The sequence below is a fragment of the Paenibacillus xinjiangensis genome, assembly GCF_059686975.1.
This window is the reverse complement of record NZ_JCAALS010000010.1, coordinates 165,055-184,575: the sequence shown is the minus strand read 5'-3', so window position 1 is coordinate 184,575 and position 19,521 is coordinate 165,055. Positions and strand designations below refer to the sequence as shown.

General features: G+C 46.0%; 17 protein-coding genes and 2 pseudogenes. 10 read left to right on the top strand and 9 right to left on the bottom strand.

The features are described 5' to 3' along the window. Positions 1-15 precede the first annotated feature (15 nt). Positions 16-735, bottom strand: coding sequence for a YebC/PmpR family DNA-binding transcriptional regulator (locus AC6ESP_RS12505; RefSeq protein WP_497097053.1), 720 nt, complete (start codon positions 733-735; stop codon positions 16-18). 132 nt (positions 736-867) lie between these two features. Next, entirely contained in the window at positions 868-1,863 is a 996-nt protein-coding gene (locus AC6ESP_RS12500; RefSeq protein ID WP_497097052.1) for a Gfo/Idh/MocA family protein, read from the bottom strand. A gap of 165 nt (positions 1,864-2,028) precedes the next feature. On the opposite strand from AC6ESP_RS12500, the gene AC6ESP_RS12495 reads away from it, so the two are divergent. The 4 genes and pseudogenes from AC6ESP_RS12495 (at position 2,029) to AC6ESP_RS12480 (ending at position 6,179) form a co-directional block, all read left to right on the top strand. Continuing rightward, positions 2,029-2,976: a helix-turn-helix transcriptional regulator gene (locus AC6ESP_RS12495; RefSeq protein ID WP_497097051.1), complete on the top strand. Its 948-nt coding sequence runs from the start codon at positions 2,029-2,031 to the stop codon at positions 2,974-2,976. Positions 2,977-3,044: 68 nt separating this feature from the next. After that, entirely contained in the window at positions 3,045-3,581 is a 537-nt protein-coding gene (locus tag AC6ESP_RS12490) for a DinB family protein (RefSeq protein WP_497097050.1), read from the top strand. Positions 3,582-3,605: 24 nt separating this feature from the next. Next, positions 3,606-3,770 (top strand): annotated as a pseudogene (locus AC6ESP_RS12485) (EVE domain-containing protein); the annotation flags it as partial. Positions 3,771-4,082: 312 nt separating this feature from the next. Continuing rightward, positions 4,083-6,179 carry a pectate lyase family protein gene (locus AC6ESP_RS12480; protein WP_497097080.1) on the top strand — a complete coding sequence of 699 codons (2,097 nt, stop codon included), beginning with the start codon at positions 4,083-4,085 and terminating at the stop codon, positions 6,177-6,179. Positions 6,180-6,234: 55 nt separating this feature from the next. Here AC6ESP_RS12480 and AC6ESP_RS12475 read toward each other — a convergent pair whose 3' ends face one another. Next, positions 6,235-6,426 carry a YhcH/YjgK/YiaL family protein gene (locus AC6ESP_RS12475; protein ID WP_497097049.1) on the bottom strand — a complete coding sequence of 64 codons (192 nt, stop codon included), beginning with the start codon at positions 6,424-6,426 and terminating at the stop codon, positions 6,235-6,237. Between the two features lie 93 nt (positions 6,427-6,519). Here AC6ESP_RS12475 and AC6ESP_RS12470 point away from each other — a divergent pair. Continuing rightward, positions 6,520-6,936, top strand: a pseudogene (locus AC6ESP_RS12470) (IS3 family transposase); the annotation flags it as partial. A 115-nt stretch (positions 6,937-7,051) separates the two neighbouring features. Here AC6ESP_RS12470 and AC6ESP_RS12465 read toward each other — a convergent pair. The 5 genes from AC6ESP_RS12465 to AC6ESP_RS12445 form a co-directional block, all read right to left on the bottom strand. Then, positions 7,052-7,495 carry an urease accessory protein UreE gene (locus tag AC6ESP_RS12465; RefSeq protein WP_497097048.1) on the bottom strand — a complete coding sequence of 148 codons (444 nt, stop codon included), beginning with the start codon at positions 7,493-7,495 and terminating at the stop codon, positions 7,052-7,054. Positions 7,496-7,507: 12 nt separating this feature from the next. Then, the gene (locus AC6ESP_RS12460) at positions 7,508-8,575 is read right to left on the bottom strand and encodes an AAA family ATPase (RefSeq protein ID WP_497097047.1); all 1,068 of its coding nucleotides are present in this window, start codon (positions 8,573-8,575) and stop codon (positions 7,508-7,510) included. A 76-nt stretch (positions 8,576-8,651) separates the two neighbouring features. Beyond that, a complete protein-coding gene (locus tag AC6ESP_RS12455; RefSeq protein WP_497097046.1) occupies positions 8,652-9,926 on the bottom strand; it encodes a cytosine permease in 1,275 nt (424 codons plus the stop codon). Positions 9,927-9,976: 50 nt separating this feature from the next. Beyond that, entirely contained in the window at positions 9,977-11,005 is a 1,029-nt protein-coding gene (locus AC6ESP_RS12450; RefSeq protein WP_497097045.1) for an alpha/beta fold hydrolase, read from the bottom strand. 24 nt (positions 11,006-11,029) lie between these two features. Then, positions 11,030-12,076 carry an aliphatic amidase gene (locus tag AC6ESP_RS12445; RefSeq protein ID WP_497097044.1) on the bottom strand — a complete coding sequence of 349 codons (1,047 nt, stop codon included), beginning with the start codon at positions 12,074-12,076 and terminating at the stop codon, positions 11,030-11,032. 329 nt (positions 12,077-12,405) lie between these two features. Between AC6ESP_RS12445 and AC6ESP_RS12440 the strand changes: the two genes are divergently transcribed. Next, on the top strand, positions 12,406-15,315 hold the full coding sequence (locus AC6ESP_RS12440; RefSeq protein WP_497097043.1) for a transporter substrate-binding protein: 2,910 nt from the start codon (positions 12,406-12,408) through the stop codon (positions 15,313-15,315). A 30-nt stretch (positions 15,316-15,345) separates the two neighbouring features. Here AC6ESP_RS12440 and rpoN read toward each other — a convergent pair whose 3' ends face one another. Then, a complete protein-coding gene (rpoN, locus tag AC6ESP_RS12435; protein ID WP_497097042.1) occupies positions 15,346-16,647 on the bottom strand; it encodes an RNA polymerase factor sigma-54 in 1,302 nt (433 codons plus the stop codon). Positions 16,648-17,055: 408 nt separating this feature from the next. On the opposite strand from rpoN, the gene AC6ESP_RS12430 reads away from it, so the two are divergent. From AC6ESP_RS12430 to AC6ESP_RS12415, 4 genes are read left to right on the top strand one after another with little or no spacing between them, the layout of a single operon-like run. Then, positions 17,056-17,508 (top strand): phosphodiester glycosidase family protein, encoded by a 453-nt coding sequence (locus AC6ESP_RS12430; protein ID WP_497097041.1) that lies wholly within the window; start codon positions 17,056-17,058, stop codon positions 17,506-17,508. A gap of 57 nt (positions 17,509-17,565) precedes the next feature. After that, the gene (locus AC6ESP_RS12425) at positions 17,566-17,868 is read left to right on the top strand and encodes a hypothetical protein (protein ID WP_497097040.1); all 303 of its coding nucleotides are present in this window, start codon (positions 17,566-17,568) and stop codon (positions 17,866-17,868) included. Positions 17,869-17,907: 39 nt separating this feature from the next. After that, entirely contained in the window at positions 17,908-18,867 is a 960-nt protein-coding gene (locus AC6ESP_RS12420) for an FAD:protein FMN transferase (RefSeq protein WP_497097039.1), read from the top strand. Beyond that, entirely contained in the window at positions 18,864-19,424 is a 561-nt protein-coding gene (locus AC6ESP_RS12415) for a ferric reductase-like transmembrane domain-containing protein (RefSeq protein WP_497097038.1), read from the top strand. The genes AC6ESP_RS12420 and AC6ESP_RS12415 overlap by 4 nt, the downstream gene beginning before the upstream one ends. The last annotated feature ends 97 nt before the right edge of the window (positions 19,425-19,521 follow it).

Sequence of the window (19,521 nt, the reverse complement as noted above, 5' to 3'; positions counted from 1 at the left end):
CGAGACTATTGGATGCTACTCTTCAAGCTCAACGTTGTGGTACACTTGCTGCACGTCCTCGAGGTTCTCGATCGCGTCGAGCATTTTCTCGAATTGTGCCTGCACGTCAGCCGGCAGCGTCAAGTCATTCTGTGCAAGCATCGTCAGCTCAGCAACGGTGAATTCTGTTATGCCAGCGTTCTTAAGTGCTTCCTGCACCGCGTGGAATTGCTCATGCTCGGCGTACACGATAACCGTGTCTTCTTCCTCCAGCACGTCGCGCACATCTACTTCTGCTTCCACCAGAATCTCGAACACCTCGTCAGCCGTCTTGCCGCTCATGCCAAAAACGGCCGTTGCATCGAACATATAAGCTACAGAGCCGCTTACGCCCAGGCTGCCTCCGTTCTTCGTGAAGGCGGAGCGAACCTCGGAAAAGGTACGGTTAACGTTATTCGTCAGCGCATCGACAATAACCATAGCGCCGTTAGGACCGAACCCCTCATAACGAAGCTCGTCGAAGTTCTCTTCCGCGCCGCCCTTCGCTTTCTCTACCGCACGATCGATAATGGCTTTTGGTACATTGTAGGTCTTAGCACGCTCAAGCACAACCTTCAACGCGCGGTTCGATTCCGGATCCGGCTCGCCGGATTTGGCCGCTACATAGATTTCTCGACCGAATCTGGCATAGATACGGCTTGTTTGTCCATCCTTTGAAGCTTTTTTCTCTTTGATATTATTCCATTTACGTCCCATACGTTACTCCCGCTCTCTTTTGCTCATATATGACATACCTTAATAAAGCTTGTACGTTATTACTAATATTTTATAGGTTAAACGCTTTGGATTGCAACCCCGCAGCAAGCAAATCGCATTAAACTCTGCAAGCTAGGCTTGTTCGTCCGCCGGATAGCGCAAGCCCCATTGTGCACGAATCGTATCTAATGTTCTCATTATAGCAAGCGTCTCGTCCAGCGGCATCGTTGCACTCTCCAGCTTGCCATCACGCAGGCAATTCATTGCTTCCTCTGCCTCGAAGTTGTAGCCGTCCGCCTCGCGTGAGTCCTCGAACAGTACCGGCTCTTGACCAGCAACATGCAGAGATGCCGACTTGCCGAACAAGAAATTCGGCGCATGGATATAGCCCTTCGTGCCATAGATGTAGGCGTCGCTCACCATACCGAGCTGCACTGCACCGTTCAGCGCTGCTGTCTGTCCGCCCTCGTATTCGAACAAGAGAGAGAACTGCTCGTCCACGCCTGTCTGGCCGATCCGAGCGCTGCTCATGATCTTGGTTGGCTGTTCGCCGAATACCATTGAAGCGAAGGAAACGGGGTATATGCCTGCATCAAGCAATGCACCACCTCCAAGCTTAGGATCAAGAAGTCTGCTCTCCGGCGCCCAGCCCATATTGAAGCCGAAGTCGGCTTTCACCATGCGCACTTCGCCAATATGACCTTCAGCCAACCATTCCTGTACTTTACGAATCGGCGGCAAGTAACGCGTCCACATCGCTTCCATCAAGAAAATACCGTTCTTGCGCGCGAACTGAATCATCTCCTGCGCTTCAGCAGCATTGATCGTGAACGGCTTCTCACATAGAACAGCCTTGCCGGCCCGCAGCAGTGTAAGCGCATTCTCTTTATGAGCAGGATGTAACGTTCCAATATAGACAATATCGACCTCTTCGTCAGCAGCAAGCTCTTCCAAGCTGCCGTATGCACGCGGTATATCAAATTGCTTAGCGAAGCTCTCTGCCTTATCCAGGCTTCTGCCCCCGACTGCTACCAGCTTAGCACCCTCAGCAATAGCTAAATCTTTGGCAAATTTAGATGAAATCCATCCTGGACCTGCGATACCCCAATTAATTGTCTTCACTGTCACGTTCTTATCCACCCTTCATGAATAATAATTGCTATCTTAATTATAGATTGAATTGGTTATGGATGAAAGCCTATGTGGCATGATCCTCGGACAGGGATGCGAACAACTTGTTATGGTAGAATTGATGGAATGGAACAAATGGAACAATTAGTGGAGGAAAGGAAAATGAATAAAACAGAACGGCAGCTTGCCATAACCCTTGAGCTGCAGCGAAGCAAGATGTTGAGAGCTGAAGATCTGGCGGCTCAATTCGAAACGAGCATGCGGACAATATATCGAGATATTCAATCCTTGAGCGAAGCAGGGGTCCCGATTATCGGAGCTCCTGGACAAGGCTACTCCCTTATGGAAGGGTATTTCCTGCCGCCGATTGGCTTTACGGCGGAAGAAGCTGTGTCTCTGCTTCTGGGGATTGATTTTATCGAGCAGAGGCTGGACGCCGATTATAGCAGCGTAGCTAAGAAGGCACGACGCAAAATTGAATCGATTTTGCCAGAGCCGGTGCGTGATGAGTCCAAGCGTATACGCGAAACGATGCGACTACTGAACGTGGGTGAACCGATAACAGACGAGAGGGTGAAAAATTATCTCGGACAAGCGCGTCGGGCCATATTGGAGAGGCGTAAAATCAGTATTACGTATTTAAAAAAAATTCCGGAATCTGACGGTAATCGGAAGAGCATACGTGAAGTTGATCCATACGGACTGACTCTCGTTCAGGGGAATTGGATTTTAATCGCCTACTGTGATCTGAGACAGGACATTCGTCATTTCCGTTTGTCACGGATGGCAGAGCTTGTTGTAATGGAGAAGCGTTTTACCATGCCGCAGGATTTCCATTTAAGTCGTTACCGTCCGCAGGACGATCGGAATGAACAGGTGCAGGTTAAAGCCAATTCCACAATTGCCGACAAAATTATCGAAACAGGTAATTTTTATAAGGAAGCTATGGAGGAGCGTGAGGACGGTCTTCTTGTCCACTATCGAGTCCGAGATCCGGAGGAGCTAGTACCTTATCTCTTAGGCTGGGGAGGGGATGTTGAGGTGATTGAACCAGAGTCTTTACGTTCCCGAATACGGGAAGAGGCCAAAAAAATCTCAAGACGCTACTGACACACTGTTGTCAGTAGCATTCTTTTATATTGGGTGTATACCATAATTAAAGAGGAGTTAGTTAAACGATGAGAAGTACAGAGCAAGCATTGCAGTTGTTTGAAGGGACGGTAGACAGGTATTTGAATGAACTGAAAAGCCTTGATATGGAACAATTGCATAAAAAAACGAACGATGAGGAATGGTCACTCGGACAAATGTATATGCATTTGATTCAATCGGCGTTATTCATGCATTTACGCAATGTCGATCAATGTTTAGTCAGCAGCGAAGCTGCATTGGATGAAATCGGGGAGAAAACGGAGCAAGGCAAGGCTGTATTTGAACAAGGAAGTTTTCCTCCTATTCGAATTCGGGTTCCTGCTTCGCCGCAATACACCCCACAGCAGCCGGAGAGTAAGGAGCAGCTGATAGAAGGTCTTAGCGGAGTAGTGGAGCGAATGAAACGTACAGAGTCCGTGCTCAGTCAAGCGGCCAAGAGCAAAAGGATTCTTCATCCAGGATTCGGTGCTTTAAACGCAAAAGAATGGTTTCAGCTGATCGAAATGCATTACAGGCATCATCTATTGCAACTGGATCGTCTGAAAAATGAAATAAACGGATAACGACAAGAGAGAGGGGATTAGTGATGCCGAGAAGTGAGGATTGCCGATTTACTGGACAAGCTCACCTTCACGCGAGGAAACAGCAATTGGGGCTATTCCTTCCGTTATGGACATTTCGAGATAGGGGCTGAAGACTTTCTAACGATCGCTGGCTCAATGCTAGACGATCTGGGAAAGATCAACCATTAAGATATAGCTGAGCTAGTCAACAAACAGGGGAGCAGCTGCTCCCCTGTTTGTTGTTGGAGGTATGCAGCCTATAATCATTAGCTCAGAAACGCCATGGGAGGAGAGCAATATGAGCAAATGATTATTTCGGAACCGCTTTTAAGGCTGATATGCTGAGGATGCTCGAGAGCATCTATTGTTCAGAAAAATTAATATTCGAGGAGGTGAGTGGTGAAGCTTTACAGCTTTTTGCAAACGGTTACATTATGTAAGCAGCAAGTGAAAATGAAGGAGGGACTTAGGTTGAAGAAAAGAATGGTAATCGTAACGAATATGGTTTTGTTATTTTCTCTTGCACTAACCTTATTGGCAGGTGGATTGTCCAACAGGGCCGTACATGCTGCTAGTCTTACGATAACGGGCAGTGGAGGCTGGAATGAAACGGCGTATGTAGAATGGTCACCTGTAAGCAATGCGCAGGGATATAATGTTTATGTGAAGCCTGCAAGTGCTTCAGATGCCGGGTATCAGCGAATTGACAGTGAATTAATCCGGAAATACCCATCCAATTGGAGGGCTGATGCCGTAGGGCTGGCAGCTGGCAATTATAACATGAAGGTTGAAGCGATACTATCAGGCGGCTTAAGGGAAAGCGCTGTGACAAGTGCGTTATCCGTTAAAGCATACGACCGATCAGGCTTTGCTTTTTCACCAAGCTCACAATACGGTACGGGTTCGGGTGCATATAACGAGAATGGAACACTCAAGAATGGCGCTCAAGTGATCTATGTAACATCAGATACGGTGCAAACAGTCACTCTTGATGTGAAGATCAATAGCTCAGGTGCTGTACAAACAGCTGTTGGTATAGGTGAAATTATGGTGCTCAGACAAAAGGGCTATGATAAAACACCACTAGCCATCCGAATGATTGGCAAGATTACCGAAGATGACATGAGTGGACAGCTGAACGGCAGCGGATATCTTGAAGTCAAAGGGAAAAGCAATTACTCGGAAATGAATACAACCATTGAAGGTATCGGAGACGATGCTTATGTGTATGGCTGGGGAATGCTTCTTCGATATGTCGGTAATCTGGAGGTCAGAAATCTGGGGTTGATGCTATTCCCTGACGATGGCATTTCCATGGATACTGGCAATGTGAACGTCTGGGTGCATAATAACGATATTTTCTATGGAACTGCTGGAGGAGATGCGGACCAAGCTAAGGGCGATGGCTCCACAGATCTCAAAAAAGGCTCGACTTATATTACCATCTCGTACAATCACTACTGGGATTCTGGAAAAGCTTCTCTTGTGGGCTTGAGTGAGTCGGCCGAGTTCTTCGTTACATTCCACCATAACTGGTTCGATCATTCGGACTCTCGTCATCCTCGCATTAGAGTGGCTTCTGCTCATATTTATAATAACTTCTTCGATGGAATCTCCAAATATGGTGTGGGTATTACAACAGGAGGCTCGGCCTTTGTTGAATCGAATTATTTCAGACATGCTAAGTTCCCAATGATGAGCTCCTTGCAAGGTACGGATGCATTAGGGGAAGGCACGTTCTCGGGCGAGAACGGGGGGATGATTAAAGCCTATAATAACCTCATTGTTGATGCGGACAGTCTGATCTACGCCAACTCCAATGCTGGTACAGCTCCGGCCCATGCCACTTCATTCGATGCCTACTTAGCTTCGTCGAGGAATGAAGCCGTTCCAAGCTCTTACAAAGCATTAGAAGGCGGAACCGTTTATAACAACTTCGATACGAGTGTCAATACCGGAGTGAACGTAGCCAACATAGATAGCGTCAACGCTGTTGAACAAGTGGTTACAGCAGAAGCCGGACGCCTCAATAAAGGAGACTTCACATGGTTGTTTAATGATTCCGTTGATGACACGTCGTATGCACTTAACACAGCGCTGATGTCCAAAATAACCAGCTACACTACTCAGCTTGTATCGGTTGGTGGGAATTCAATCCCGACAGACCCAACACCTACTCCGACTCCGGCGCCAACGGCAACCCCGACGCCAACAGCGACACCTGCGCCAACGGCAACACCAGCGCCGACCGGAACTCCGACAACGGGAGTACAGGTTCATAACTTTACGACAGATGGAGCAGCAAGTGATTTCTTCGATATTCAAGGAAATCTATCCACGACGAAGGGGACTGTGGTCTATAATGGCCTAACACTGACCCAATGCTTGAAGCTCGAGAGCTCGACCAGCATTTCGTTTAACACGACTACAGCCTCAACCTTAACATTGGTATTGGGTACAGCAGACGGTACCAAAATCAAGATTGATGGAACAAGCTATCCAATGTCGAATGGCATTGTTAGTGTATCTCTTGCAGCGGGAGCACATACGATTACAAAAGATAGTGTGACCAATCTGTATTATATGACACTGGAATAAAGAGCTTTCAAGGCAGAAAGGCCGCCCTCCGAATCAATCCGGGGGCGGCCTTTAGTTAGGTGCGAAGTAAATCCGTATGGATGGCATAGTCGCCTTCCGCATCATAGGGCTGTATCGGATCTGCACTGCTGGCTTGGAGCGGTGACCAGCCTATTGTCTCAGAGCCTTCGATCACATAATGAATATCGATATAGTTCTCATGCTTTTCCGCTGCTTGTTCCTCGTAAGCTTTGGTCTCGTACTCCATGATATACCAGGCGGGTATCTCTGCTCGACCTTAAGTGGTCGGGTTATTCAGCATGTGTGTTAACCGAATGCAGCTGCTTGATCATGGCTTCTGGTTCTGGATGCTTCCACAGGGGAACTGCTGGCCCATAACCTCTCCGAGTCTCTCCAACTGCCGTTAGCTACGGAAACCATTGAATCGCTAATGAGACAAAAGCGCTTGAAGCTCCATAAAGAGGCCTTCATCCATTCCGATCAAGGGAGCCACTACACAAGCCCAACCTACCAGAAATTATTGAAGCAAAAAGGCCTTGGACAATCGATGTCACGAAGAGGAAACTGCTGGGACAATGCTCCACAGGAATCCTATTTCGGGCATATGAAAGATCATGTAAAGAGCCAAAACTGTACGACTATTGCCGAAGTGAAACAAGAAATTAATCGCTATATCCGCTATTACAATCATCATCGATATCAATGGGGACTAAAAGAGATGACTCCTGTACAGTACAGTACAGGAATCATCTCTTAAGTGCGGCCTAATCCTCTTTTTTTTCAAAGTGTCCTTGACAGTGGGTCCATTTTACTAGTTCACTAGGACAGTCTCTTTCTTATTATAACCAACGAAAAATGCCCGAAGGTTATTCCTATTTCTCTTTAAACGGCTGGAATCTTCTAGTCTGCAGCTCATAACGAATGTTCAAATTCTTCATCCATTCGATTATGCCTCGATCTGGCAACAGTATGAGCTGACCTTCTTTCGTGAATTCCAATGAAAGGCCCCGGATTCCCGATTCATACACCAAATCCACCAGTTGTCGGCTGGAATCCGGACAGATGACCATCACTTCGCATGTCTGTAGAAATACTAGAATAGTATTCTCTTCGTCCTGATACAGGATGTCCCCGTGAGATACGGGTGTATTGGGAGGGAGTGAGATGACAACTTCCCTTCCAAGATCTGTCTTTTTTCGTAATTCTTTATTATTCTCTTCAGGATTTAACGCGACAATCTCGAATCCGAATAGCTCTTCATTGCCTTGGGATAAACCTGAATCAAATACGTTACCTAGTATGTGTGTACAAAGCATGTATTGTCGTCCTCACTTGTCTGATGTGAAAAAGCGAATGTCCTCAGCGCCCTCTACATGGTTCGCTATATATGTGCACGGAGGATCGCTAATCGAACGGTTTAATAGCACCCCAGCAAGCGGAACCTCCACATGCAAGCGAAACGTTCGCCTCAATGCTCTCGCTCCAAACTTTTTATCATAACCTTTGCGAACTAAGAATCTTATTGCTGTTGGATCCGCTTCGAGTGTGCAGTTGTGCTTGCGCAGCCGTTGATTTAATTGTTGAATCAGCGTTGCTGCAATGCCGGATAGAGTATCTCTCTTTAACCAATTAAATATTACAATGTCATCCATTCGATTGACGAATTCCGGCTTGAATGTTCTCTCAAGCCGATGCTTGACGATTGTATTGAGCAAGCTGTCGTTACTTCGCCTCCAATGGTTGGGCTTGAGATAATAGCCGAGCCTCTTTAACCAAGAGGAGGGGCTGTCATCAGTTAACTGGAAAATCTCAGAGGCGGCTAGATTGCTGGTCATAAAAATAAGACAATTTCGGAAGTCTATGACTTTATCTCCGGTGGAAATAGTCATTATACCGTTGTCGAATACGTTGAGCAAAGATAACAGCACCTGTGGTCCTGCCTTCTCGAGTTCGTCGAATAGAACAATGCCAGGCTTGCTGAACGAGCCTTCAATTTTCTGCTTATCGAGAAGGGAAGCTCCTTCTTTGCTGCCGGCATAACCTGGAGGAGCGCCGGTTAGTGACGCTGCATAATGATCTTGTGCTAGTGTGTTCATATCCACTCGGCAGAAGCTATCTTTGTTGCCATGAATGGTCTCTGCTAGTATACGTACAATTTCTGTCTTCCCTACCCCCGTGGGACCCAGAAAGAGTCCCACATAGAGTGGCTTGTCAGGATCAGCAATGCCGGAGCAAACGACCTTGAGCATGTTCTCAATCGCTAATAATGCTTGTTCCTGACCATAAATGCGGGAGTGAAGTTGCTGCATCGTACTCTCAACATTTATTTTATAACGGGTAGGCATAGGTTTGTGTGTCGGGGATGATGGCTTCTGTTGATCGTTTAATTGAAGCATATCATTAATAAAAGGCACGAATAGATGTTTCCCCTCTCGTAAGGTTCATAATTCAGTGTGGAAGGATAGTTTTCTATTAAAGGCTTGATTGCTGAATAGCTACGCTCTTTCTTTCATTTAACATGACAACGAAATAGGCAATCCCCGCAGCGATAAATCCACTTATTGCTGTAGACAGATAAGGCATGTTGAATTCAACGAATAAGGCAAAGGCTGAGCCAATTAACCATGCGACAAATGGTTTCATGCGATAGGATTCGGCAATGTCGGCGCCTTTGCGTATGACAAGCTGGTCGAGAATAATAATACTGCCAATTGGCGGAACGAGAATTCCAAGCAAGGATAGCCAACTGACAAAGTAGCTCCATATACCCGCTGTAGCAACAATGATTCCGATAATACCAAGGAGGACGGTCATCACGCGCATTTTTCCGCCGACGATATGAGACCAACCCATTGCACCGTTATATAGACAGTGGGCGCATACAGAGCCCAGATTAATAAAGATAAAGAAGATTGCCAGCGCGGCGAAGAAGCCACCCTTGGTCGTGAAAAAGGTGAACATGTCTGTTGCACTTACGGATGCGGTCAGGATACCGCCGAACACCATGGCAATCATGTTAGCGAAGGGGAATGCGGTAAATGTCGCAAACAATGACTGCTTGGGGGTTTTGGACCACCGGTTAAAGTCTGCTGTCATCGTTCCCGCATCGGCGAATAGAGCAATCACGATCGTCAGAGCCACACCGAACGAGATTGGAGATTCAATGGAGCCGGCGAATGAGGTAATGGAGCTCCATCCGTTTGTTGAGACGGCACTTCCAGTTGCCCATAATCCAAGTATGACGAACAGGGGCGCAGATATAACGCCAACCAAAGAGAGAGCCTTGATTCCGACAAACGTTATTCCCATATAAATCAAACCAGCTATTAAGGTGATGAAAAACACGTTGGTTCCGAATGCCGAATTCATGAATGCTCCCGTCATACCGGTTTGTACGGCAAACCAACCAATAACTAAAGAAGAGAGGAGGCCTGATGCGATGACGTAGCCTTTGCGTCCGAATGTGGCAGATGCTTGCAGGGCAAAGTTATACCCCGTCTTAGTAGACATGATACCCAAGATACCAACATAGGCAAGCATAAACAGATTGCCTATTAAGATGGCTAGCATCCCTTTGGTGAATCCAATTCCTGCGACAATAGTAGAGCCCGTTATCGCACCCGTAAGAATCATTGGAAATCCCATCCATACCATGGATACAGACCACACGCTTTTTCTTGCCTGAAGCGGGACCGATTGATGCTCGTATTCTTCTTCTAATATGACGTTCTGTGCGTTGCTCTCCATTGTTCAGATCTCCCCTATAATTTAAGAATGGTCTGCAAACTGCATGGACCTCAACGGGTCAACAGCTCTTTAATCGCACTGTCGATAAATTCTGTATCAGTCTGATGGAAGCCTATGCCTGCAAAATGACCGTAAACGCTCGGAATGGGGCGATATTCTGCCTTAGTGATAAACTCAGCTTCACGTCTAACATCATCTGCAACAAAATAAAGGTCGGTCTGACCAGGCATAATTATAGCCTTGGCTGTGATGCGGCTCAATGCTTGCTCACGACTGCCATTGCAGCCAGGCGTCATGCCGATATCCCCGTTCTGCCAAGTACAAGCCATGGATAGCAAGTTGTTAGCGTCTTTGGTTAAGAAGAAGCCTTCCCAATAGTTGACCAAGAAATCTTCAAGTGACGAAAACCCATGCTGAAGATACAATTTCTGATAGTAGAAGGATTGTGACAGTCCCCATCCTGCATATACACGAGCTAGAGCTCGCAAGCCAACTTGTGGTTGTTCACTATAAAACCCGTTATTCCAGGCAGAGTCTGCCTTCAACGCACTTTTGACCCCTTCCAAAAATACATAGTTGTGAGGAGTCGTGGAAGCCGTTCCGCACCAGGGGGCGATACGCTCCACCATATCGGGATAAGAAGCAGCCCATTGGAACGTTTGCTGCGCCCCCATTGAATAGCCGCATACTAATGCGATACGTTCAATTCCGAAATACTCCGTAACAAGCCTATATTGCGCATTCACATTGTCAAGTATGGTAATAGAGGGGAAACATGCCTGATTAATAGGTGCTGGAGAATTACTAGGTGAGCTTGATAATCCGTTACCTAGTTGATTCAACTGAATAATAAAATATTGGTTCGGGTCCAGCGCCTTACCTTCTCCAATCATATACTCGTCGCTTTTGTGAGTTCCGGAGAAATAGGTTGGAAACAAAATGACGTTGTCCTTATTGGCATTAAGAGTTCCATGGGTTTTATAGGCGAGTTTCGCATGATGCAGAGTGAATCCGTTGTTCAATAGCATATTCCCTAACTCAAAGGATTCATAATCAGTAATCGAAGCATATTCCGTCATAATAGACTCACACTCTCTCTCAAGTTATTTGGCGATTTCTTTGGCGAGCCCTTCGTTAGGAATACCTTCAATTGGACATTCAGCAGTCCCAATTGTCGATCTTGTAATCTTCTCCACATTGTCGCGCGCCTTCTCCGCATCCATTACCCAAGTGCGGTAGAAATCGAAAGGACAATCGGCAATTCCACGATCTCCATCTCCTGAATTAAGCATGCCAGTATAGCCTCGGTGCAGAAGCTTAAATAGATGGTTCTGTGACTGTGCATTTCTGCGGAAGTCGCGGATTTGGGAAACGGACATCTCCGCATATTGAATGCCGTTCTCTTCCGTCCCGCATTCGCCCAGCGTTCTTCCATCGAAGCCAACAAGCGCGGAATGTCCGAAATATGAATACACGCCATCAAATCCGGCTGCGTTGGCGACGGCCACGTAGACATTATTAGTCCAAGCCATTGTCTTGGCCATCATAATTTGTTGCTCCTTGGCCGGGTACATATAACCCTGGCATCGAACAATTAATTCTGCACCCTTCATAGCACAATCTCGCCATATTTCCGGATAGTTGCCATCATCACAGATAATGAGACTGATCTTCATTCCTTTCGGACCTTCTGATACGTAGGTTGTGTCACCCGGATACCATCCTTCGATTGGGCACCATGGAATGCATTTTCTGTATTTCTGGACAATCTCACCTTTGTTGTTCATAAGAATTAAGGTATTATAAGGTGCTTTATTAGGATGATCCTCGTGCCGTTCTCCGGTCAATGAGAATACCCCCCAAACGTCGGCCTTACGACATGCTTCCGCAAATATAGCCGTTTCTTCACCAGGTATAGCGGCTGCGGTCGCATACATTTCCTCATTGTCATACATAATGCCCATCGTGCTGTATTCTGGAAAAACAACCAGGTCCATCCCTGGAAGCCCCTTCTTCATACCAATAATCATATCCGCAATATTGTTCGCGTTCGCAAGCACCTCCTCTTTTGAATGCAACCGAGGCATTTTGTAATTAACAACCGCTACTCCGACTGTATCACTGCTGCTTGATATGTCTCCATGTCTCATGTCTGAAAACTCCTCTCGATTTTTTTGGATAACCTGACACATTGTCACTTAACAATGTGTCATATTTCTTAACAAGCAATAAATGTGCCAATCATTAAAAATACCGTATAATTTATAAAAAAATTAAAAAAAGACGTTTTTTAATGATTTCCAGTGTAAAAATCCTTAAATACTAATAGAATAAGTGAAGAGGATTGCGAAATAACCTCACTTATTTATTGTCCGTGTTATACTACCTAACGTGAAATGTTCATTAAATGACCACATGCATTCGATAGAGTAACAACTATTGAACATATTTGAACAATAATCAGAGAGGGGGCGAGGCAATGTTGCGATCGTCTCAACAAGAAATTAGGATTGGCATCTTATTCTCTTTGACCGGATCAACCGGTATTACTGAACGAGGACAATATCAGGCCAGTCTGCTGGCCATCCGGCAAATTAACGAGCAGGGAGGCGTTCAGGGGAAATTGCTCGTGCCAGTAGTGGAGGATATTGCATCTGACCCATATTTGGCGGCTAAGAAAGCAGAGAAGTTAATTATTTCTGATGAAGTATGCCTAATCATCGGCCTCTATACTTCAGCGTGTCGAAAAATGGTAATTCCGATTCTGGAGAAGCACAATGTCTTGCTATTCTATCCAACGCTATACGAGGGAGAAGAGCAGCATCCGAATATATTTTACTGTGGCGCTTTGCCTAACCAGCAGCTATACCACTTCATTCCTTGGATAATAGACAATTTAGGGAGATCCTTTTATTTAATCGGATCGGATTATGTGTACCCAAGGGAGACGAACCGATATATTAAGCATCTTATCGCTAGAAATGGCGGATCGGTCTACGGAGAAAACTATGTCGGGCTTGGTGAACAAAAATTTGGGAAAACGGTTCAAGAAATTCGCCAGATGAATCCAGATGTGATATTCTCCACTCTTGTCGGCGACAGTGTGATAGCCTTCTATCAGCAGCATCACCAATATGGCTTGAACCAGCCCATCTGTAGTGGAATTACAGCGGAAACTGAAATAGCGGCTATGGATTCCGTGTATGCCAAGGGACATTATACGAGCTTTCCATATTTCAACTCTATTGACTCTACATCGAATCATAAATTCAAATCGGAATACAGGCGCACTTATGGAACAGATTCAATCAGCTCAGTTATGGAGAATGCCTATAATAGCGTCTTTCTGCTAGCCGAAGCATTGCGTAAAGTCAATACGATAAGCACGGAGTCTATTCGTAAGGGAATGTCTGGATTGCGATTCAAAGCCCCCCAGGGAAACATAGAGGTTGATTCTAAAAACCAACATTTGTGGCTGAATTCCAGGATCGGCATCGCGAACGAACATGGATACTTTGACATTGTGTGGGAATCTGAATCGTTGCTCCCACCCATTCCTTTCTTCAAGGATCTCGAAGTGGACAGCACAATTAGTTTGGACAATGTAACCAAAGACCTGGAATCCAGATATAGAGAACATGAAGCTCTTATCCATGAGCTTCATCAGGCACTCGGCTTCACTCCCTTCAGCTACGGTTATTTTGATGCAGATGGCTTTCTTTTAGAGACGTTCCATGGAGAGGCTGCCAATGCATATCCGAAGTTAGTCTCGCTTCAGACCGGTACGAATTGGGCGCTTGCCCCACTCAATCAATCCGGTATCGGCATGGCTATGTCCAGTCACACTTTAACAAGCACAGCACAATTTAAGCTTAACGATACGGAGCAAAGCCATAATTGGATGAACGTCGGCATCCCGATCAAAGATGATTCGGGTATACCTTTGGGCTACTTAGGGGTATTTATTCATCCGTTATTGTCAGATTTGGTGCAGAATTGGCTCTTTGGGTTGGAGACGATCGTGAAGTATTGTGCGGAGAGCGTGAATAAAAGAAGTGAGGTCGATCGACAATCCCGACTGCTTAATGACATTAGCGGGCAACTGTCCAAGAGTTTATATGTTCTGAGAGAGGGCAAAACCATTTACAATAATCGATCGGGACAAGAACTGCTGAATCGTAAAAGAGATTTCGTCAATTCTGTCCTAATCGAGGCATCTTCGGAAAGAGCCCAGGAAATGTATTCCGAGGGTCGCAAGTATTTAATGCGGAAAGAAGACGGTCAGGAAATGTTTGAAATTCAAGTAATTCGTGAGAACTCCTCACACTTCGTTTATTTCAAACAGCTAAATCTTCTCGCTTCCCGATATAGTCGTATTGATAAAAGTAAATTAACGACCAATGAGCTTGTTGGCATGGACGAGACCTTCCTTCGCAATATCTCTATGGCAAAAGCAGCTTCCAAAACGAATGCCAACATCCTGCTCCTCGGGGAGAGCGGGACAGGCAAAGAATTGTTCGCAAGAGCCATTCACAATGAGAGTGCCCGGAAAGACCAGCCTTTCATTGCTATAAATTGTGCAGCCATTCCTAAGGAATTAATAAACGCCGAATTGTTCGGCTATGTGGAAGGGGCCTTTACAGGGGCAAAAAAGGGAGGGAGCCCGGGGAAATTCGAAGTCTCAAATGGAGGAACCCTATTTCTAGATGAGATAGGAGATATGCCTATCGAATTGCAAGCGACGTTACTGCGCGTTCTTCAAGAGAAAGAGATAACGAGAGTTGGCGGACATAAGCCAATCCCGGTTAACGTCAGGATTATTGCTGCCACCAACCGCAATTTAAGTCAAGAAATTGCTTATAAGGGGACGTTTCGGAGTGATTTGTACTATCGGTTGAATGTCTTTACGATTGAGCTCGTCCCTCTGCGGGAGCGAATCCAAGACGTGCCTTTATTGGCTGATCACTGTATTCGGGAGCTTGCTCATGAAACGGGAGCACCCTATAAGGAAATATCAGATCAAGCAATGAAAATATTGATGGAATACAACTGGCAGGGGAATGTACGCGAGCTGAATAATGTGATGGAGAGAGCTTTTTACCTAGCTGACAGGTATCCTCAAATTACCGTTGATCACCTGCCTCAACAAATCATTCATCATCCTTTTAAAGCAAGAGACACTCCTTCTTTGACACAGGAGGAAGTTTTTGCTCCGATTCATGTCAAAGAAATCAAACAGCTCGGTTCCGAAGAAGAGAAAAATCATTATATTCAGGCTCTGATCAAGAGAAAAGGGAATATAAGCCAGGTAGCTAAGGACCTGAACATTTCCCGTACAACCTTGTACCGTAAGCTGGAAGAAAACAATATTCGCACAGGAAAGCCCTAACTCTTACAATACGAACTGGATACTCATTCTTCACATCCGGCTTCGTTTCCCGGAGCTGTGAATGCCTAGTTGGCTTCTATATTTGGCTACTGTTCTTCGTGAGATCGTAATTCCTTCTTTTTGAAGCCTTGTGACCAGTTCTCTGTCCGAGAGTGGATTGCGTTCTTCTCCAATCCACTTCTTCATTTGTTCTTTTATGCGTTCGGAAGAAGCTCGATCTCCCCCTTTGGGCGCCGATACAAAGAAGTATTTCAATTCGAAGGTGCCCCATTGCGTCTGAACGTATTTGCCTGAAACCGTTCTGCTTACCGTCGATTCGTGAAGATCCAGGCATTGAGCGATATCCTTGAGAGTCAACGGCAGCAGATGCCCCTTCCCATTATGAAAAAAGGAAGATTGGCGATGCGCAATCTCTCTCATGACGCGAATTAATGTGTTCTTTCTTTTGGACAAGCATTGGATTAACCCCTTGGCGGAGTGAATATGCGGCTTGAGAAATTCCTTCTCCGACTTGCTTGTAAATCGATTGGACATTATGGCGGTATAGTAGCTGTCGATATTCAAATAGGGATAACAAGCATCATGTGTGCGTAGAACAAGCTTGTTGTCTATCTTTTCAATAATGAGGTCAGGAACAATATAGGCTCCTGTTTCATCATGAGATAGAGTGTTCGGCCGAGGTTGCAGACTAGCTAACTCTTTTGCAGCCTCTTTGACTTCGGCGACCGTCTTATTTAGAAGTCTCGAAATTGGTCTCCATTGGAACTCGGCCACCAGCTCCAGGCATTGATCTGCTAATTGATAAGCTAGTTTATGCTGTGCATTATCTCTCTCCAATTGAAGCATAAGGCACTCTCTTACATTGCGTGCTCCTACGCCCGGCGGGTCAAAGCTCTGAAGCAATGACAAAGCTTGTTTCGATAAGGAAGCACTCACCTCTAAATCTGACGCTATTTGCTCCAATGTGAGTGTAAGGTAACCAGCTGGATTTAGATTGCCGATCATATATTTGGTTACTCTTCGAATAATGTCAGATCCTTCTTGAATGCAGTTTAATTGCATGAGTAAATCCTTCTCAAGTGAGGTCGAATCCAGAGGACTGGCCCATATCTGTTGTTCGGGCTTATTCTCCCATGTCTTGCTGGCAGCAAGGCTGCCTCCCCCCACCGACTCGGAGAACTGAATTTCTAGAACAGGATTCTCATCAGCCTGCTGTTTGAGGTATTCGATCAATTCTGCTGCAGAGAGTTGAAGAATATTTAAGCTTTGGTGCATATGTCCGGTCATAGTTAGCTTCGCCGTCTGTACTAGCATCCATCTCTGTTCTATCATGTTCATCTCTCCAATGTGGCCTCCGAATTCTCATGTATTATAAATAACACACTCTAATAGAGATGTCAGTAAATGCTACAAAAATAATACACAATGAAAGAGAGTTAATGGTAGGAGATCTCACTGCTGTACGATCCTGTACATGAATGATACATAATCGTTACAACTTGCGAGCAATTCATAACTGATATAGAAACGCAGTATAGAAGCACAAAAGGAGACCTTAAAGAGGTCTCCTTTTATACTTCTATGAGGTCCGAAGGTATTGATTCGGCCAACATCTGGGGCCTTGAGTGGTCTCTCTCCTAATTCTCATTAACGTGGACACCATTCTTTAAGTTTCATTTAAGTAAGCGGCCCTATGATAAGGGTAATGAAAAGAGCTTGCCAGGAGTGACCTACTAATGGATGAAAAGAAAGCCGAGACGAAAGCTAATTATCGGCCTTACCATATCCCTTGTTACTATTGGCTCCATTACCTATGGAAGCACGCTCTACCGCGGCGAACCGGCACGTGACGGGCTAGCGTTGTACAGTGACGGAACGATGGCTTTCTATAATGAGGAAGAAGTTTCGGCAGAGGAGCTGCTCGCACAAGGTGTGACGAATACATTCTCGTTCGGACCAATTCTGGTTCAGGATGGTGAGGCTGTAGAGGATCTTGATAACGTCAAGATCGATACGAATTTCGGGAACCGCTCGATTGGTAGCAGCAACCCACGTACGGGTATCGGTATCATTTCCGCGGATCATCCACGATGTATTTCATGGGCAGAGTCGTGGTATTTGACTTCAGAATCGTCGTTGTCGATGACGGCAGCGTACAGACGAGCTATAGATAGCTTTTCCAAATCGAAATAAGGAAAATAAGGAAACCAATCGGGGAGTGTAACTCCCGTAATGAAGAGGTGGTTATTCGTGAAACGGACGAAATGGACCAAGTGGAAGATCGGGGCCGGGGGCGCGTTAATCGTAGCTTTGTTGTTCAGTCAGGTTAAATCCAGTGACGCCTATAAGGAGCTAAGCGCGCAAGTTGCTGGGACCAGTACATCTAGTGTGCAGGAGACCGATCAATCCATAAGTGGTGCTGAGGATTCTCCAAGCTTCCAGGGAGAGGGATTCAACGAGGGAAGGCAGCAAAGGGGCAGCATGCGATCAGGCTCGCAAGACAGTGGGAGCAGCAGCGAATCCGGCAGTCAAGCTAGTTCCGGACGGTCATAGACACTTAACTAGTAGTCGAGAAAGAAAGAAGGAGAGGCAATGTCGGATTTCACTTACTCCCCGTCTCGCGAGATTCGCTTTCGAGCAATGAATACACAAATTACGGCCTTGTTCCCGGATGCGGAGGAACAGGAACCACCAATGCTCGCGGATATCGTCAAACAGCACTTTGAGCTTTCGGAGACAAGATTCAGCCGGTTTCGTGAAGCAAGCGAGCTTTGTGCTGTGAACCGTAATGCTGGCAGCCTATCGCTTATCAGCAATGAAATGCTGGAAGTGCTGGAGCTGGCGCAGCATTATAGGGAGCTAACAGAGGGATGGTTCGATATCACCATATTGCCAGTGTTAGAGCATGCGGGATATAACCGATCGTTCGAATGGCTGGGGATACAGGCTGAAGCAGCTTCCGTCGAAGATAATGACCACCCGGCAATAATGAAGGAAGAACTTCCTATCATCAGGCTGGATAACCGAATGCGTTCGGTCTACTTGCAGAGGGGAAGCGCGATTGATCTGGGAGGTCTGGTGAAGAGCTGGACTGTTCGGAAGCTCGTTCATGATTTGCGCGACGTCAAGAAGGTTAAGTGCGGCTTGATTAATGCAGGTGGTGACTTGATGGCTTGGGGCGGTCTTAGAGCAGGAGAGCCTTGGCAGGTCGGATTTGAAGATCCTTGGAATCCCGGAGTCGATTACAGCTATATTCTACTTCGCCAAGGATCAATGGCTACATCGAGTACCTTAGGCAGACGCTGGCATACCTCGAGTGGAAGTCACCATCATCTCATTAACCCTTGGACAAAGAAGTCTAGTGAAAGCGATGTTGTACAATGTACGGTAATCGGTCCGGACCCAATCACCTGTGAGGTTTGGGCCAAAACGATGTGCTTATCTGGAAGTGAAGAAGGGAAGCGTCTTTTCAATAAACACGCTACTCATTATGAGGCTCTATTATTCACGGAATCAAGACAGACCATAAGGATAAGGGGGAAGGAAACATGATGGACTGGTTGGCGAATTTGCCTACTTGGCAAATCATTCGGGTGCTGGGAGTTATAGCGTATCTGTTAGTGGCTAGCGGTATGGCCGTGGGTATTCTGTACAGCTATCGCTTCTGGACCAAACCACAGAAATTGTCCGTCTATCGCTGGCATTATCGGTTGACGATCAGTGGAACTGTGGTTGGCATACTCCATGGCGCTTACCTATATATTGATCATTATGTGCCATATAGTTGGGTAGAAATTCTCGTCCCGTTCATGGCCAAACATCATCCCGTATTAAGCGGCTTGGGGACACTAAGCGTATATGGGCTGCTTCTATTAATATTAAGTACGGATTTGCGTGCTAAGCTGAAGAAAAAGATTTGGCTGACTCTTCATATGCTGTCCTACCCGATATTTGTTATCTCGCTTATTCACGGCTTTTTCCTTGGATCAGATAGTGAGCTGGGGGCTATTAAATTCATGTATACGGCTACCGCGGTACTCATTGTAGGGCTTACGGTTATTCGTGCGGTTTATCCGGGGAAGAAAGCTCAGTCCGTTCGACTCTCCTAGTCTTTACCCTGACAGGCCCGGCCTTAGACGGTCGGGCTTGTGCTATAGCAACAGACAACTGGCAGATATCCGAATAAATAGACAGAAGGGACGCCTT

Coding starts and splice junctions, on each gene's coding strand:
- AC6ESP_RS12430 (WP_497097041.1), top strand. CDS start 17,056: ATGAAAAGAAAGCCGAGACGAAAGCTAATTATCGGCCTTACCATATCC.
- AC6ESP_RS12480 (WP_497097080.1), top strand. CDS start 4,083: ATGGTTTTGTTATTTTCTCTTGCACTAACCTTATTGGCAGGTGGATTG.
- rpoN (WP_497097042.1), bottom strand. CDS start 16,647: ATGATAGAACAGAGATGGATGCTAGTACAGACGGCGAAGCTAACTATG.
- AC6ESP_RS12455 (WP_497097046.1), bottom strand. CDS start 9,926: ATGGAGAGCAACGCACAGAACGTCATATTAGAAGAAGAATACGAGCAT.
- AC6ESP_RS12420 (WP_497097039.1), top strand. CDS start 17,908: ATGTCGGATTTCACTTACTCCCCGTCTCGCGAGATTCGCTTTCGAGCA.
- AC6ESP_RS12445 (WP_497097044.1), bottom strand. CDS start 12,076: ATGAGACATGGAGACATATCAAGCAGCAGTGATACAGTCGGAGTAGCG.
- AC6ESP_RS12440 (WP_497097043.1), top strand. CDS start 12,406: ATGTTGCGATCGTCTCAACAAGAAATTAGGATTGGCATCTTATTCTCT.
- AC6ESP_RS12415 (WP_497097038.1), top strand. CDS start 18,864: ATGATGGACTGGTTGGCGAATTTGCCTACTTGGCAAATCATTCGGGTG.
- AC6ESP_RS12490 (WP_497097050.1), top strand. CDS start 3,045: ATGAGAAGTACAGAGCAAGCATTGCAGTTGTTTGAAGGGACGGTAGAC.
- AC6ESP_RS12505 (WP_497097053.1), bottom strand. CDS start 735: ATGGGACGTAAATGGAATAATATCAAAGAGAAAAAAGCTTCAAAGGAT.
- AC6ESP_RS12460 (WP_497097047.1), bottom strand. CDS start 8,575: ATGCTTCAATTAAACGATCAACAGAAGCCATCATCCCCGACACACAAA.
- AC6ESP_RS12450 (WP_497097045.1), bottom strand. CDS start 11,005: ATGACGGAATATGCTTCGATTACTGATTATGAATCCTTTGAGTTAGGG.
- AC6ESP_RS12495 (WP_497097051.1), top strand. CDS start 2,029: ATGAATAAAACAGAACGGCAGCTTGCCATAACCCTTGAGCTGCAGCGA.
- AC6ESP_RS12465 (WP_497097048.1), bottom strand. CDS start 7,495: ATGCTTTGTACACACATACTAGGTAACGTATTTGATTCAGGTTTATCC.
- AC6ESP_RS12475 (WP_497097049.1), bottom strand. CDS start 6,426: ATGGAGTACGAGACCAAAGCTTACGAGGAACAAGCAGCGGAAAAGCAT.